This is a genomic window from Provencibacterium massiliense (assembly GCF_900169495.1).
Taxonomy (GTDB): Bacteria; Bacillota; Clostridia; order Oscillospirales; family Ruminococcaceae; genus Harryflintia; species Harryflintia acetispora.
The window spans coordinates 1-16,284 of the sequence record NZ_FWCH01000010.1 but is presented as its reverse complement, the minus strand read 5'-3'; the positions used below and the strand labels follow the sequence as shown (position 1 = coordinate 16,284).

The window sequence follows — 16,284 nt, the reverse complement described above, 5'->3', positions numbered from 1 at the left end:
CCCGTCTTTCCGGCCCGGCGCAAAAAAGCGGCCGCAAGGACAATCCTTGCGGCCGCTTTAAAACTGGAGGGAGCGTTTTCGCTCCTAGGTGATTTTGATCTGCTCGGGCCCCCCGGCGCGAAAGCGGGTGATATAGCGAAACCCCGCCCCCTTTGCCAGCTCCAGCGCCTCGGGAATCCGGTTGCCGAGCTCCCAGGCGCTGTGCGCGTCCGAGCCGGCGCTCAGCAGCTCGCCGCCGAGCTCGCGGTAGCGGGTCAGCACATCCAGCCCCCAGGGGTGCTCCCGCCAGGCGGAGGTGTTGACCTCCAGCGCCTGGCCGTGGGTGATCAGGTGTTTAAAAATTGCGTCAAAGGCGTCAGGCGCGTCCCGGTAGCGGACCGCCCGGTCCTCCCAGGGGGCGTGCTTGCAGACGAAGTCGTAGTGCCCAAGCACCTGGAAGTAGGGGCAGGTGCCGAGGAGCTTCGCCGTCTGCTCGAGGTAGCAGCGCACCACCTCCCGCTTCCCGCCGCGGCTGTAAAACTGCGGGACGTAGGCCCCCACCCCGCCGACCGAATGGACCGAGCCGATGACGTAGTCGAGCTCCATCCCCTCGATCAGCGCCCGGGAGCGGGCGGAGGTACCGCTATCCTCCAGGCTCACCTCGGCCCCGCGCAGCACGGTGAGCCCCTTCCCTTCGGGAGAGAATTCCTCCACCGCCCGTTTACAGCGGGTGAAGTCGGCGGGCGCCTTCCCCTCGGCGACCCCCGCGCGGTCGAGATCGACATGCTCGGTGAAGCCGAGGGTGCCAATGCCGCGCGCGAGCGCCGCCTCCATCATCGCCAGCGGCGGATCGTCGGCGTCATAGGAGCAGTCTGAATGGGTATGTAAATCCAGCATGAGCGGCCCTCCCCGTCAAAGTATCGTTTACATGGTGATTTCTTTTCCGTTGCTCAGGCGGTTGAAAATCAGCAGTGAGGCGACCGTCAGCACCGTCAGCACGGTCGCCATGGCCGCGGCGATCCCGTAGTTGCCCCGGATGATCTGGGTGTATACCGCCACCGTCAGGGTCTGTGTTTTTCCGGTGTAGAGGATGATCGCCGTGGACAGCTCGCTGATCATGGTGACCCAGCTGAGGATCGCCCCCGCGAGGACGCCGGAGGCCATCATCGGCACCGTGATCCTGAAGAAGGTTTTGATCTTGCTGCTGCCCAGCGACAGGGCGGCCTCCTCGATGCTGATCGGGATCTGCTGCAAAATCGCCACCGACGAACGGGTGGTATAGGGCAGGCGCCGGATGATCAGCGCGATGACCATGATGGTCATGGTGCCGCTGAGCAGGATAGGCCGGGTGTTGAAGGCGGTGAGCATGGCGATACCGACCACCGTTCCGGGGATCACATAGGGGATCATCGAGATCACGTCCACTGTATTGGTGACGAGGTTGCGCCGGCGCACGGTGACATAGGCCATCAGCACGGCGATGAGCACCACGCATGCGAGCGCCACCACCGGGATGATCAGGGTGTTGCGGATGCTGTTGCCAAGGCGGTCGACCATCTTCACGTAGCTGTCGAACGAGTAGCCCTTGACAAAGGTGACCCCCTTGGTTTTGAGGAAGGAGGTATAGGTGACGTAGACCTGCGGCAGGATCGAAATCCCCACCACCAGGTAGCAGATTGCGTGCACGATGATTTTTGCCGCGCCCTTGAGCTCCTTCTCCTCGATCGGGTGGAGGGAATTCATGGAAAAGGCCTTTTTTGTCCCGACATACTTCTGGATCAGGAATACGACGGTGGTGATGGCCAGCGCGATGATCGCGATGGCCGAAGCGAAGCCCTTGTTTTTGGAGACCTCGCCGATGAATTCGCTGTAAAGGATGACCGGGAAGGTACGGTACCCCTCGCCGATGAGCATGGGCGTGCCGAAGTCGGAGAGCGCGCACATGAACACCATCAAAGCGGCGGCCAGCACGGTGGGCATGATGAGCGGCAGCACCACGGTAAAGAAACGCCTGAAGCCGGTGCGGCCCATGTTGGCGCTGGCCTCCATCAGGGAGTTGTCCACCTTGCGCAGCGCCCCCTGCACATACAGGAAGATGAGGCTGTAGAGCTGGGTGGTAAAGACCAGGAGAATCCCCCCAAAGCCGTAGATATCCGGCATTTGGATCCCCAGCAGGCTGCCAAAGAACTTGGTGATGACCCCGTTGCGCCCCAGCAGCAGGATCCAGGAATACGCGCCCACAAAGGGGGCGGACATCGAGGAGATGATGATCAGGATGCTCAGCAGCTTCTTTCCCTTGATCTTATAGACCGTCAGGAAATAGGCCAAGGGCACCCCGGCGAGCAGCGAGGTGGCCGTCGCCGCGATCGACACCTTGAAGGAATTGCTCAGCGTCGACGAGTAATAGGGCTTGGAGAAAAAGCGGATGAAATGCTCAAAGGAAAACCGGCCGGTTTCGGTGCTGGTAAAGGCCATCGCCGTCAGGTTGGCCAGCGGGAACAGCAGGAACAGGCCATAGAAGCCCAGCATCAGCAGCGTTATGCCGCCCCAGGCATCGAGGCGGAATTTGTTGTTGTTTTTCATGACGCTTCCCCCCTGAGGAGGTTGCGGCTGCCGTCCCCGGTGAACAGGTTGATCTTTTCCTTTTTGACCATGAGGTTCACCGCGGTCCCGGCGGGGATCAGCTCCTCCATCGTGGATTCCTGGATCAGCTCGATCTTCTCCCCGCCCGACAGGCGGATGATATAATGGGTGTTGAGCCCCAGATAGATGCTGTCCAGCACCGTGCCGCGCAGCCCGGTTTCCCCGTCGGCGATGACGATCTCCTCCGGGCGCACCGATACCTTGAGCGGCTGGTCGCCGATCTTGTCCCACATGCCGTTTTGCAGCAGATACCCCTGGTCCAGCCGCAGCTTCCCGTCGCGGTATTCCCCCTCGAGCACATTGGTGCGCCCGATGAAGGTCGCGACAAAGAGGTTGCAGGGCCGCTGGTAGATGTCCTTGGGGGTGCCCAGATGCTGGATCACGCCGTCCTTCATCACCGCGATGGTGTCGCTGATGGACATGGCCTCCTCCTGGTCGTGGGTGACGTAGACGGTGGTGATCCCCACCTCCTTCTGGATGTCCCGGATGGCCTGGCGCATCTCCAGGCGCAGCTTGGCGTCCAGGTTGGAGAGCGGCTCGTCCATGAGCAGCACGTCCGGGCGGATCGCCAGCGCTCTCGCCAGCGCCACGCGCTGCTGCTGCCCGCCCGACAGGTTTTCAGGCAGCCGGTCGGCGTACTGGTCGATCTGCATGAGCTTTAAAAAGCGCTGTGCCTCGGCGGTCACCTGGGATTTTGGAATCTTGCGGTTTTTCAGCCCGAACTCCACGTTCTGGCGCACCGTCATGTGAGGGAAGATGGCATAGTTCTGGAACACCATGCCGATGTTGCGCCGGCTCGGGTCGATGTCGTTGATCCGCCGCTCGTTAAAGTAGAAATCCCCGCCCTCGATCGAATTGAAGCCCGCGATCATCCGCAGCAGGGTGGTCTTCCCGCAGCCGGAGGGCCCCAGCAGGGTAAAGAGCTCCCCGTCCCGGATGTCCAGGTTCAGCCCGGAGATCACCGTATTGTTCCCATATTTTTTTACCGCGTTGGATATTTTAATTTTACTCATCCTGCACACCTGCATTTCATATTGATGGGTCCCTTTAAAAGCGGCGAGGCTTTGGAGTGTTCCAAAGCCTCACCGTTTCCGAAAACCGAATCAGCCGGGGTATACATCCTGGAACACATCCATATACCGGTTGACAATCGTCTGGCTGTTGCCGTCGTAGAATTCCTTGTCCTCGTGCAGCACATTGATCTCCGACGCGGGCACGAAGTAGTCCGGATATTCGACGTCGTCGCGCGCCGGGCGGATCCCCAGCTCGGAGCAGAAGATGTTCTGCACCTCCTTGGTCATGATGAAATCCAAAAACAGCTTGCCGTTTTCCGGGTGCTTGCAGTTTTTGATCAGCCCCGAGGTGCTCGGGTCCACGCTGACCCCTTCCTTGGCATAGACCACCTTGATGGGCGCGCCGTCCCGCACCAGGGTGATCCCCGCCTCCTCATAGGAGGTGCCGACCACCATCTCGCCGTCCGCGACGGCTTTCCAGACAGCGCCCGAGCCGGACTGGAGCTTCCCGTCGAGATTCTCAATAAACCTGGCGATGAAATCCCAGCCGGCCGCCTCATCCCCGCCGCCGATGCCCTCCAGCATGGAGACGATGTGGGCGTAGGCGTTGGAGGACACGGTCGGGTCTGCAAAGGCGATCTTGCCCTTGAGCGCGGGGTTGAGCAGGTCCTCGTAGCCGTTGATTTCGATGTCTCCGATCAGGTCGGTGTTCACCACGATGATGGTGGCGTCCACGTTGTGATTGGTGATATAGCCGGTGGTGTTTTTGCAGGTATCAATCAGTTCGCTGTCGTTTGAGGTTACATAATCCTCAAAGACGTCGCGGTACTGGCTGTAGGTGGAGGCTCCGCCGCCGAAGATGACGTCGGCATAGGGCGCTTCCTTCTCGGCATCGGCCCTCGCCACGATCTCGCCGGTATTTCCGGTGATCACTTCGCAGTCGATCCCATACTTTTCCGAGAAGAGCGGGACCACCGCGTTGATCTGCGCCTCGGTCGAAGGGGAGTAGATCACGAGCTTCTTTTCCGCATCCCCCACCGTACCGCCGTCCCCCCGTCCGTCCGCCTCGCTCGCCGGGGCTTGTGATCCGCTCTCCGGCTGCGGCGAGGGCTCGGACGAGCCGCTCTTGCATCCGGCGGCCGAGGCCGCGATCATCGCGATGGAAAGCGCCAGCGCCAACCTTCTAAACCGTTTCATGAAGTCTCCTCCTTTGTTATCTGGATTTCTTGTCTTCATGATACCATCGCGGTATTTCGTTGAAAATACCAGAAAACTGTCTGTTTTGGGGAAAATTCTGCTCTATTTGATATATTTCAAGAACTCCCCTGCGCTGCATCCCAGATATTTACGGAAGACGGTGTTAAAGTATTTATAGTCGTGGAAGCCGCATTCCTCCCCGATCTGCTGCACCCGCTTGCCGGAATGCAGCAGCAGCCCGATCGCCTTTTGGATCCGCAGGCGGTTGAGGTAATCGTTGAAGTTGATCCCCACCACCTCCTTGAATTTGCGGGTGAGGAAGGTATCGCTGTAGCAGAGCAGGCGCGCCAGGTCGCAGACGGTGATCTTTTCGGCATAGTGCCCCTCGACATATTCCAGCATAGCGCGCACCGCCTCGTTTTTGACCCGCGCGTCCCGCAGCTGGGCCAGCAGGTCCACCTGCCGCAGCTCGTCCTGCTTTGCTAGCGTCTGCCGGAACATGGCGGTGCGCTGCCGCTCGACCTTGGCCGATTCGATCGCCTCGCCCAGGCGCCCGAAGTCCACGGGCTTGAGCAGGTAGCTGCTCACCCCATAGCGCATGGCCGTCTGCGCGAATTCAAAATCCGCGTAGCCGCTGAGGATGATCGGCGCGTAGCCGCACTGCTCCTGGGTGCTTTCCAGCACCTGCAAGCCGCCGAGCACCGGCATGTTGATGTCCAGGATCACGATGTCCGGACGGTGCTCCAGGATTTTTTGCACCGCCTCCTCCCCGTCCCCGGCCTCGAGCGGCTCGCTGCAGTCGAGCGCCCGCCAGTTCATGGAATAGATCAGCCCCCGCCGGATGACATCCTCGTCCTCAGCGACCAGAAGCTTATAGCTCATTTGACTGCCACCCCTCCCCACACCTGATCTTCAGCGTCACCTGCGTGCCCGAGCCCCGCTCGCTTTGGATGCTGATCCCGCTTTCGGCGCCGTATTGCAGCTGCAGACGCCGGGCGATGTGGTGCAGCCCCTTGTGCTCGCCCCCGTCCTCCCCGAGCTGACGCCGCACCGCCTGCAGCTGCTCCTCGTCCATCCCCCGTCCGTCGTCCGTCACCCGGAAATAGAGATACCCCTCCTCCACCCAGCCGCAGATCCCGATCCGGATTTCGCGCCGGGAGAGGAAGCCGTACTTCATGCTGTTTTCGATCACCGGCTGCAGCAGCAGCTTCGGGATTGGGTACCCAAGGCATTCGGGCGCGATCTCCATATGATAGCTCAGCCGATTTTGGAAGCGGTAGCAAAGGATTTCCAGGTAATCCCGCAGCATGTAAAAATCCTCCTCGGCGCGCACCAGATGCTGGCTGTCCCGAATGCTGTAGCGCAGCAGGCCGGTGAGCTTCAAAATAATCCGGTCGGCCGCCTGCGGGTCGAGCTTGATGGAGTAGCGGATGCTCTCCAGGGTGTTATACAAAAAGTGGGGGTTAAACTGCGCCTCCAGCTGGCGCATCTCCATCTCGGTGCTCTGGCGCAGCAGCTCCAGGTTGCGCGAGGAGAGCGCCTCGATGTTGTCCAGCATGGCGTTGATCTGGGCGGCGATAGCCTCGAACTCATCGTCGCTGCGCAGCTTGATGCGGTGGTCCACCCTCCCCTCCTTGATCACCGCGATCTCGTCGCGCAGCGCGGTGAGGGAGGCCGAGTTGATGTTCGCCACATTGGACGAGAAGCGCCGGCAGAGCGCGATGGTCAGCAGCAATATGCCCGCGATCACCACGCACCCGGTCATCAGGTAGCCCCCCGCCGGCGGGGAGTAGACGAAGGCGTAGACCGAGGCCCCCTCCCGCGGCAGCGTGCGCCCGTGGAGCCAGTAGCTTTGGCCCCCTAGGGTGATCCTCCTCCCCTGGACCGGCAAAAAGCGGTTCATCCCGTCCACCATCGAGCGGTTGGAGCTGGCGATCACCCGGCCGCCCTGGCCGGTGATCACGCTGGTGTAGTGGTTGCTGTTGAGCTGGCTGTTCCACTCCTGGCCGTCCAGGTAGAGCGCGGCGCCGCCCCGGTACGTCCCGTCCCCATCGTAGAGGCTCTCCACCAGCAGATAGCGGGAAAACTCCCCGCCGATGTAATAGACCGTGCGGTAGATTTCCCGGCTCCTGCCCTTTGCATGGTCCGCCTGCACGATCTCGTCGAAGTAGAGCAGATGCCGCGTGCGCTCCCGCTCGGAAAAGGTGGTAAAGCGCACCTTCCCCGCAGCGTCGCGCAGGATCAGGTCAGCCCCGACCGGGATGTCCCGCAGCGCATCGTGGAAGAGGTAGGACAGGTGGTTTTCACTGATCGCCCCATCGAGGAAGTCCAGCATGGTCCGCTGCTGGTCCCCGTCCCGAAGATAGCCCTCGTATCCGCCCACCACCCGGTTAAAGGACGCCTCGAGCTGCGCGCTGTAGCGGTAGGACAGGTAGGAGTTGTAAAAGCCGGTGTAGGCGATCAGGGTCGCGAAGAAGCCGGTAAAGCAGATGAAAACTGTCAATATGCCGTATTGGGTGATCTGCCGGTTGAGCTTTTTCTGGTAGCGGCTGGAGACCATGGCGCTCCCCTCCTCAGGTCGTGTTGGCGAGACTGCAATATTAATGTCATTATATCATCTATTTTTTCCCCTGTCCCGACCCTTTGGCAAAATCCGCCCCCCGCCAAAGAAAGCAAAGCGCCGCAGAAAGCCTTCTGCGGCGCTTTGCGTCCTGTCCTTCGGCCTTGTCAGCCGATATACTGCTCGAGCACCCGGGCGATCTGCCCGAGATCAAGCGGCTTTGGCAGATGGTCGTTCATCCCCGCCGCCTTGCTCTGCTCCACATCCTCGGCAAAGACGTTGGCCGTCATCGCCACGATTGGTACCGCCTTTGCATCCTTGCGCTGCAGCCCGCGGATCCGCACGCTCGCTTCGATCCCGCCCATGATCGGCATCTGCAGGTCCATAAAGACCAGGTCGTAATACCCCTCGGAGGAGGCGCTAAAGCGTTCCACCGCCTCGAGCCCGTTGGCGGCCGTCTCCACCGCGGCGCCGGTCCCCGAAAGGATTTCGGTGGCGATCTCCCGGTTGAGGTCGTTGTCCTCCACCAGCAGCAGCCGCTTGCCGGCATAGGAGCGCGCCGGCTCCGCCGGCGTGACGGCCGCCGGGGCCGCCTCGCCCAGGACGTACCGCTTGAAGGCGTAGACGAGGTTGGACTTGAGCATGGGCTTCCCCACGAAGCCGTTGATCCCCGCCGCCCGCGCCTCGGCCTCATAATCGGTCCAGTCGTAGGCGGAAAGCAGGATGATGGGCACCCCGGCACCCACTTCGGCGCGAATTTGTCGGGCGGTCTCGATCCCGTCCATGCCCGGCATCTTCATGTCGATGAGGATGGCGAAGAAGTCCTCCCCCGCCCGGTGGGCCTCGCTCACCCGCTTGACGGCCTCGCCGCCGCTGAGGACCCACCGGCCATCAAGGCCCATCTCGTCGAGCCGCTCGCAGGTGGTCTCGCAGGCGATCCTGTCGTCGTCCACCACCAGCACCGGCCGGGAATCCGGCATCTCAAAGTCCTCCGACTCCTCCCCCTGCAGCTGCAGGCAGACGCTCACAGTAAAGGCGGAGCCCTTGCCGTAGGCGCTCTCCACCTCGATCTCCCCGCCCATCATGCGCACGATGTTCTGGCTGATGGCCATCCCCAGCCCCGTCCCCTGGATGGTGTGCACCGTCTCGTCGTCGGCGCGCTCAAAGGGGGTGAAGAGCTTCTCCAAAAACTGCGGGGTCATGCCGTAGCCGTTGTCCCGGAAGATGAATTCATAGCGCCCGTACCCCTCCCGCTGGCAGGGCGTCTCGCGCATCTCCAGCACGATGCTGCCCCGGTCCGGAGTATACTTGATGGAGTTGGAGAGGACGTTTAAAAAGACCTGCTCCAGGCGGTTGGGGTCCCCGACGACCCGCTCGTGCCGGATCCCGTAGTCGTGGATGTCGAAGGAATGCCCCTTCTCCAAAATCGAGGGCTGGGTGATGGTCACGATGTTCTGGATGACGTCCCCCAGGGCGAATTCCTCCTGCGCCATGGTGATCCGCCCGCTCTCGATCTTGGACATGTCGAGCACCTCGTTGATCAGGCTGAGCAGGAGCTTGGCGGACACGTCGATCTTCGCCAGGCAGTCGAGCACGCGCTCCTTGTCGTCGATGTGGGAGGCCGCGATGGCCGACATCCCCATGACGGCGTTCATCGGGGTGCGGATGTCGTGGCTCATCCGGGAGAGGAAATCGGATTTTGCCCGGTTGGCTTTCTTGGCCGCCTCGAGCGCCTCGTGCAGCAGCCGCGAGCGCTCCTCGAGCTGGCGCTGCAGCTCGCGCTGCTCGGTGATGTCGGTGATGTCGATGTAGATCACCAGGTAGACCGGGTCCCCGCCTATGTGGTCGATGCAGTCGCCGTTGACCTGCAGCCAGACGTTGCCGCCTCCGTGGTCCACCGCCTGCAGGGTAAAGTGGACGTGCTTGCCCTCCCGCATGAGCGGCAGGTTCTGGACATAGGTCGTGCGGTTCTGGACCGTGTCCAGGTTGGACAGGCCGCAGGCCGGACCGCACTGGCCCTCGCAGCCGAAAAAGGCGCGGAAGCGGTCGTTGGCGTCCAGCAGGTGCAGGCCGTCCCCCCGGAGGCAAAACTTGGCCACGAACCCGGGGATGTTGTCGTAGGTGACGGACTGCTCCTTTTGCATCCGCACCAGGTCGTCGATGTTCGTCATGACGGTATAGGCCACCTGGTACCCGTCCACATATTCATCCGAGAAGGCGGCGGAAAACTTCACCCAGATGTACTCGCCGTTCCTGCGGCGCAAAGGGGTGACCAGGTTGTAGCCGCTGCGCCCGTTCATCAGCGAGTCCGTGACCATATCCGTCAGGCGCTTCCATTCGGCCTGGTCGTTCCTGTAGTATAAGTCGCAGTGGTTGTGGAAGGTCGCCTCATATTCCTCCCGGGGCCAGCCGATGAGCTGGTAATAAAAATCGTTGGCCCAGATCACCGTAAAGTGCTCGTCCAGCAGATGCTTGCTCACGCTGACCCCCAGCAGGCGCATTAGGGTGTTGTATTCATAGTCCGCAGCGAGCGCCATCGCGGGCCGTTCCATGGGTTTTTCCTCCGGCATCTTTGCCATCCTGTTCTCCTCCCGATCTTAGAGCCCGCATGCTGAAAGCGGCCCGCCCGGGGCCGCTCCCTGAAGTTTTCACTTTGTTCATGTAGGTAACTTTAGTTAGATTTTATCAAAGTTGCCGCCGCATTGCAAGGGCTGGCTCAAAATGTTACAATTTAAGCGATAACTGATTGGGAGGAACCGATGAAGCAGGGACGGTATGGTTTGATCTACAAATTCTTCAAATCCCAGATCCAATTCGGATATTACCGCAGCGGCGATTGCCTGCCCTCGATCGAACTGCTGCACGAGGTCTACCGCGTCGCGGTGCGCACGGCGCGCAACGCCTATTTGCAGCTCGAGGAGGAGGGCTACATCAGCCTCTCGCCGGGGCGCAAAACCGTGGTGACCTACAGCGCCCCGCCCGAAGCGGGCATCGCCAACACGCAGGACTACTTCCTGGCGCGGAGGGAAACCTTCCGCGCGATGGGGCAGCTGCTGCGCGCCCTGCTGGTCCCTCTGCTGCGGGAGGGGAGCCGGCGGCTGCAAAAGCATAATATGCAGCAGATCAAAGAAACGGCCCTCGCCCTGGAGGACGGGGGATTCTACATCTCCTATTTCTGTGGGCGGGAGATGCTGCTGGCGCTCGACAACCAGCTGCTGCTCGACCTCTATCACGAGATCGTCTCCTATTACCAGTTCGTCCACACCCTCCCAAGGATCATCCCCATGGAGCGGGAGAACCGGCGCTACCGGCAGCTGGCGCGGCAGACCGTGGAGGCCTGCGAAGGAGGGGATCGCGGCGAGCTCTTCAGCATATACCTCCAGATCCAGTGGCTGCTGGACGGGACGGTCTTCTCCTATATCGAGCAGGCCGCCAAGGAGCGGCCAGCGCCGCCGGAGCAGGTCCCGTTCGAGTGGAGGGTCTACCGGGAGCGTCCGCAGCTATGTTATTCGCTGAGCTCCCAGCTGATCTGGCGCATCCTTGTCGGGCAGCAGCTCTCCCCGGGCGACCGCCTGCCCTCCTATGGGGCGATGGCGGAGAAATACGGCGTCTCGTTCAGCACCATCCGGCGCACGGTCGCCATGCTGGAGCGCCTGGGGCTGGTCTTTGCCAGCCAAGGCGCGGGGACCAGGGTCACGCCGCCGGGGGAGCAGGAGATCGACCTGCGCCACAAGTCGGTGAAAAAAATCGCCTCCATGTTCCTGGAGGCGGTACAGATTGTTCGCCTGAGCTTCGATCAGGTCTTTTTGCTTTTATATCCACAGGCGCTGCCGGACGTGGGCCCCTGTGTCGCAAAGCTCAAGCGGCAGCAGGCGCGCGGGGGCGCGCTCCAGCCCTTTTTCATCTGTATAGAGTACCTGCTGGAGGGCTGCGGGAACCAGCCCTTAAAAGAGATCTGGGGGAAGCTGTGCGAGGTGCTGCTGCTCGGCCTGCCCCTGCTGGAGGCGCATGCCGGCGCGCTGCCCGAGTGCACCCTCATGCGCGCCGAGGCCGAAGGGATCATCCGGGGCGTGCAGGAGAGGGACCGCCGGCAGCTGCACGACGGCCTTCGGCAGTTGGTTCTGCTGGCCGCCCCGGCGATGGAGCGCCTCTTCCCACCCGACGGCCCGGAGAGCGCCCGAACATGCCCATGCCCAGACAGCATTTCCAGCAATGTAATCTAAGTATTGGACATATCATAAGCGTTGCATTAAAATGTGGGTGTCTCAAGAAGGGAGGCTTTTATGAAAAGATGGATCCTGGCCGCGGCAGCCCTGCTTCTCCTGTTCGGCTGCTCGGCAAAATCCCCGGCACCCACGCCCTCCGAGCCCCAGGAGCCGCCCGCGCAGGAGCAGCCGGACTATGACGCAGCGGACCCGCCCACTTCTTCGCAGGACCTTTCCGAACCGTCTGTCCGCTCCTATCTCGACCGGCTCGTGGAGGACACCGCCTCGGAGCTTACGACGCCGGACATGACGGAATTTGAAAAAGCGAAGGCGGCGTTCGATTACATGATCGAAAACACCGTCTTCGACGCGCCCATCGGCCTGGAGCTGTGGCGTGTCCGCGCCGACGGTGAGGAAGCGCCAACCTTTGTGGAGCAGCGGGCGCTGAGCCCCCTGCGCTTCGGCGTGGGGATGTGCGAGGACTACGCCGCCGCGCTGGCCCTGCTGCTGCAGGGGCTGGGACTGGAGGCGGAATACGTCCCGGGACTGACCTACTCGCTGCAGGGGAACCTGGTGGACCACGCCTGGACGATGGTCAAGGTCGACGGGGTCTGGTACCACCTGGACAGCCAGCTGGAGGACAACGTCTCCCGCAACGGCGCCATCCGCTACCGCTACTTTATGAAAAGCGACGCCAGCATGGCGCGCTCCCACGTCTGGGGGCAAAGCCTCATCGGCTCCGGGCTGCTGACACCGGAGCAGAACGCTGAAATTGAGGAAAACTTTCTCGCGCCGTCCTGCCCGCAGGACTACCCCACTCCCCCGGAGCATGTCCTCGCCGAAGCGCCCGCACCGAACCTGTCGGCGCTGAAACAGCGCGTGCGGGAGGAGCTCGCCGCTTACGAAAGCGAGCATGGCGCGCTGCCGCCGATGGAACCCAGCGCGCCGCCCCTCTTCGGCCTCGCGGGCTTCGGCCCGGAGGACGAGGGGTAGACCGCAGCAGACAAAAAGGAGACCATTATGAAAAGAATCATTTCCTTGCTTTTTGCCGCCTGCCTGATCCTGGCCGCCTGCGCTGTCCAAGGTCCGGCACAGGCGCCGCACGAAGCCGTGAGTGCGGCTTCAGAGGTTTCTATCGCTTCAGGACAGCCGGAACCTGAATCGGATCCGGAGCCCGAACCGGAGGCGGACAACAGCTGGCAGCTTGACGCGCCGCAAAACCACGGCATGGACCCGGCGCTGTTCGAGCAGCTGCACGCGGTGTTGGCCGGCTCTCAAATCTACGCCATGGTCACCGCCAAGGACGGAGTCCTGATCGACGAATATTACCAGGAGGGCTATGATGAAAGCAGCGTGTTTGCGCTGCACTCCTGCTCCAAGTCGTTCACCGGGGCGCTGGTGGGAATCGCCATCGAGCAGGGATACTTTGGCGGGGTGGACGACCTTCTGTCCGATTACCTCCCGCAGGTGGCTTCCCTGGAGGAGGGCAAGCGCCAACTCACCCTGCGCCACCTGCTGACCCACACCTCCGGCCTGGAGTGGTACGAGTGGGGCGGCGGGCGCAGCAACTGGATGGAGTTCCAGTCGGCGGAGAACTGGGTAGAATACATCCTCGGGCGCAGCCTGGTGGCCCAGCCTGGCACGCTCTTTAACTACAGCACCGGCAACACCCATCTGCTGTCCGCCGCGCTGACGGAGGCAACCGGGATGGACGAGCTGCAATACGCCGAGGAGAACCTCTTCGGCCCGCTCGGGATGGAGAGCGTCGAATGGGGCCGCGACCCGCAGGGCATCTGCGACGGCGGCAACGGCATCTCTATGAGCGCGCGGGACGCCGCCCGCTTCGGCCAGCTCTACTTACAGGGCGGCAGCTGGCAGGGCCAGCAGCTCGTGCCGGCTAACTGGGTTGAGGCTTCCACTTCGGTGCAGAACCCCGGTCCCGGCGGGCGGACCGGCCAATACGGCTACCAGTGGTGGATCAACTCCTTTGGCGCCAAAAACTACGATACCTATTTTGCTTTCGGCGCATGGGGGCAGTATATCTTTGTCGTGCCCGAGCTGGACCTGGTGACGGTCATCACCAGCAACTACCCAAGCGACAGCTACGCGCCCTGGCCCTATTTTACCGATTATGTCCTCGCGGCGTATCGGGAGGGCGCATAAGGCGATCGGTCACACCACAGAAAAAACACGTTTAAGCGTTTCGCTTAAACGTGTTTTTTGCCTTCTGCACCCAAAACAAACGAGCACTTCTTCGCGTGCAAAAAACAAAACGGCTCCCCACAACTGTGAGGAGCGCGTTTGGGAGCGGCGGCTCGCCGCTGGTGCGCCAGAAGGGATTCGAACCCCCGACCTTTTGATTCGTAGTCAAACACTCTATCCAACTGAGCTACTGGCGCGTATTTACTTTTCATGTCAGCCTTAATATATTACCATGCCCATAAAAAATTGTCAAGCATTGTGCCGGAAAAAGCGACCATTTTTTCTTTTTCTCTGGCAACTTTTTGGGGGTGCGCGCATATACTGTATTGCGGGGCCGCTCCGGCGCAAGACCGGACAGCTCCCGCATATGAACCAACGCACTATCCGTACAGGATGCTTCCTAAAATGATTTCAGCTAAAGCGCCGGACCATTCCGGGGCACCCAAAGCGGGGCGTCAACCCGCGGCCTGTGGGCGCCCCTTGGGCCCGGCGCTTCGGCTGCCCGCCCTTCCCAATTTACCAAGAGGCGGACGACAGAAAAACAGGCGGCGTGAATCCTTCACGCCGCCTGTCGCATTTTTCTTATTTCTTGTTAAACAGCTCCATGATATCGAAGAAGGCATCGTCGTCGATTCCGGTCTCTTCCTCTTCCTTCTTCTGCTCCTCGGGAGCCTTCTCACTCTCCTGGGCCTTGGCGCCGAATTGTTGCTGCTGGCGGGCGACAGGGGGTTCAAAGTTATTGCCGCTGTCAAAGCCGGTCGCGATCACGGTGACCATCATCTGATCCTTGAGGTTGTCGTCGAACGCCGCGCCCCAGATCAGGTTGACGTCCGGATGGGCCGCGTTATGTATCATGGTGGAGGCCACGTCGATCTCGTCGAGGCCGATGTCGCTCGAGGCGGTGATGTTGATGATCACACCGCGCGCGCCGTTGATCGAGGTTTCGAGCAGCGGGGAGGCGATCGCCATGGCGGCGGCCTTCTCGGCCTTGTCCTTCCCGTCGGCGACGCCCATGCCCATGTGGGCGTAGCCGGCATCCTTCATGATGGCGGTCACGTCCGCAAAGTCGAGGTTGACCACTCCGGGGATGTTGATCAGGTCGGAGATGCTCTGCACGCCCTGCTTGAGGACGTTATCCGCCGCCTGGAAGGCGTTGAGCAGGGTGATCTTATTTTCCGAAATGAGCTTGAGGCGCTCGTTGGGGATGACCACCAGCGCATCCACATGCTCGCGCAGGGAGGCGATCCCCGATTCGGCCTGGTCCATGCGCCGCTTGCCCTCGAACAGGAAGGGCTTGGTCACGATTCCGATGGTGAGGATTCCCATATCCTTGGCGATCTCGGCCACCACGGGGGCTGCGCCGGTGCCGGTGCCGCCGCCCATACCGGCGGTGATAAAGACCATCTGGGTGCCCTTGAGCGCCGCCGCGATCTCGTCGCGGGATTCCTCGGCGGCCTTCTGGCCCTTTTCGGGGGAGCCGCCCGCGCCGCGGCCCTTGGTCAGCTTCTCGCCCAGCGGGATCTTCACGGTCGCCTTGGAGGTGTTCAGCGCCTGCAGGTCGGTGTTCACCGAGATGAACTCCACGCTCTTCATGCCGGAAGAAACCATCCGGTTCACGGCGTTCCCGCCGCCGCCGCCGATGCCGACGACCTTTATCGAAACAACTTTCTCGAAATCGGAATCCATATCAAAATTCATAGAATCCTCTGCCCCCTACACTCTATTTTCTAGAAGAACAAGCGAAAAATCGGTTCTGTCACAATTATTCCAATCATATAAATATATGTTATCAGATTTCATACCTGAAATCAATACGGAATTGCGAGATATTCGCGTAAAAATACAAGATATTGTGCCCGTTTGCCGGTCCCATGGCGGTTTTGATCCATCATACGGTATATAGAGTGTTCGCGCGGGGGTCAAACCACAAGATAATCCTTCTTGTCGTACCCGCTCCCCTTGGAGGAGCTGCCCTTCGAGGAGCTCTCCTTGGAAGAACTCTCCTTGGAGGAAGAAGAGGATTCCTCCTTCGAGGAACTCTCCTTGGATGAGGAGCTCTCCGAACGCGACGAGGACGAAGCGGACGAGGAGGAATCCCCTGCGGACGCATCGGACGGCGCAGGCTGAGAGCTTGTCCCGGGCTCGGAGGACGACGCGCCCTCCCCCTCGGAGGAGGACAAGCCGCCGAGATCGGTGCCGCTCTCGGGCGCCAGCGGGTCCTTCGGCCCGACGATGATCGCCCCGGTATTCGGATCAACCTGGATCCCGGTCTTGCCGCCGGCGGGGCTCTCTTCGCCGCCCCCTTCGCCTACGCCTTCCTGCCCGGCGCTCTGCAGGCGCTCCTGCTCGTCCTTTTCAATCAGCTCTTTGCCACAATGTCAAGTGGTAAATTCAAAGTTTGATATTAAGATGTTTGAGGCAAATTTCTTGACAAATAAATTGATTTGCCCGATAATATGAGATACAGATACCCCTAGCGGTATAA

Annotated in this window: 12 protein-coding genes and 1 tRNA gene; 4 read left to right on the top strand and 9 right to left on the bottom strand. The window is 61.2% G+C overall.

The features are described 5' to 3' along the window. Positions 1-84: 84 nt before the first annotated feature. From B5477_RS02585 to B5477_RS02555, 7 genes are all read right to left on the bottom strand, one after another. The gene (locus B5477_RS02585) at positions 85-876 is read right to left on the bottom strand and encodes a histidinol-phosphatase HisJ family protein (RefSeq protein ID WP_079698264.1); all 792 of its coding nucleotides are present in this window, start codon (positions 874-876) and stop codon (positions 85-87) included. Between the two features lie 27 nt (positions 877-903). Then, a complete protein-coding gene (locus B5477_RS02580; RefSeq protein ID WP_079698263.1) occupies positions 904-2,562 on the bottom strand; it encodes an ABC transporter permease in 1,659 nt (552 codons plus the stop codon). After that, complete coding sequence (locus tag B5477_RS02575) at positions 2,559-3,635, bottom strand: ABC transporter ATP-binding protein (RefSeq protein WP_079698458.1); 1,077 nt, start codon at positions 3,633-3,635, stop codon at positions 2,559-2,561. The genes B5477_RS02580 and B5477_RS02575 overlap by 4 nt, the downstream gene beginning before the upstream one ends. 90 nt (positions 3,636-3,725) lie before the next feature. Next, positions 3,726-4,832, bottom strand: a complete 1,107-nt coding sequence (locus B5477_RS02570; protein WP_159448904.1) for an extracellular solute-binding protein — start codon at positions 4,830-4,832, stop codon at positions 3,726-3,728. A 102-nt stretch (positions 4,833-4,934) separates the two neighbouring features. Further along, a complete protein-coding gene (locus B5477_RS02565) occupies positions 4,935-5,714 on the bottom strand; it encodes a response regulator transcription factor (protein ID WP_079698261.1) in 780 nt (259 codons plus the stop codon). Then, positions 5,704-7,392, bottom strand: a complete 1,689-nt coding sequence (locus B5477_RS02560) for a sensor histidine kinase (RefSeq protein WP_079698260.1) — start codon at positions 7,390-7,392, stop codon at positions 5,704-5,706. The genes B5477_RS02565 and B5477_RS02560 overlap by 11 nt, the downstream gene beginning before the upstream one ends. 167 nt (positions 7,393-7,559) lie before the next feature. Continuing rightward, positions 7,560-9,971 (bottom strand): PAS domain-containing hybrid sensor histidine kinase/response regulator, encoded by a 2,412-nt coding sequence (locus tag B5477_RS02555; RefSeq protein ID WP_200806036.1) that lies wholly within the window; start codon positions 9,969-9,971, stop codon positions 7,560-7,562. A gap of 180 nt (positions 9,972-10,151) precedes the next feature. Between B5477_RS02555 and B5477_RS02550 the strand changes: the two genes are divergently transcribed. Genes B5477_RS02550 through B5477_RS02540 form a run of 3 tightly spaced genes read left to right on the top strand, consistent with a single transcriptional unit; the run spans position 10,152 to position 13,760 of the window. Then, positions 10,152-11,615, top strand: a complete 1,464-nt coding sequence (locus B5477_RS02550) for a GntR family transcriptional regulator (RefSeq protein ID WP_079698259.1) — start codon at positions 10,152-10,154, stop codon at positions 11,613-11,615. Between the two features lie 60 nt (positions 11,616-11,675). Then, a complete protein-coding gene (locus B5477_RS02545) occupies positions 11,676-12,590 on the top strand; it encodes a transglutaminase domain-containing protein (protein ID WP_079698258.1) in 915 nt (304 codons plus the stop codon). A gap of 27 nt (positions 12,591-12,617) precedes the next feature. After that, positions 12,618-13,760 (top strand): serine hydrolase domain-containing protein, encoded by a 1,143-nt coding sequence (locus B5477_RS02540; protein WP_079698257.1) that lies wholly within the window; start codon positions 12,618-12,620, stop codon positions 13,758-13,760. 159 nt (positions 13,761-13,919) lie between these two features. Here B5477_RS02540 and B5477_RS02535 read toward each other — a convergent pair. Next, positions 13,920-13,996: transfer RNA gene (locus tag B5477_RS02535), tRNA-Arg, on the bottom strand. 385 nt (positions 13,997-14,381) lie between these two features. Next, positions 14,382-15,497: a cell division protein FtsZ gene (gene ftsZ / locus B5477_RS02530; RefSeq protein WP_079698256.1), complete on the bottom strand. Its 1,116-nt coding sequence runs from the start codon at positions 15,495-15,497 to the stop codon at positions 14,382-14,384. A gap of 243 nt (positions 15,498-15,740) precedes the next feature. Here ftsZ and B5477_RS02525 point away from each other — a divergent pair, with 243 nt between their 5' ends. Beyond that, positions 15,741-15,926: a hypothetical protein gene (locus B5477_RS02525; RefSeq protein WP_079698255.1), complete on the top strand. Its 186-nt coding sequence runs from the start codon at positions 15,741-15,743 to the stop codon at positions 15,924-15,926. The last annotated feature ends 358 nt before the right edge of the window (positions 15,927-16,284 follow it).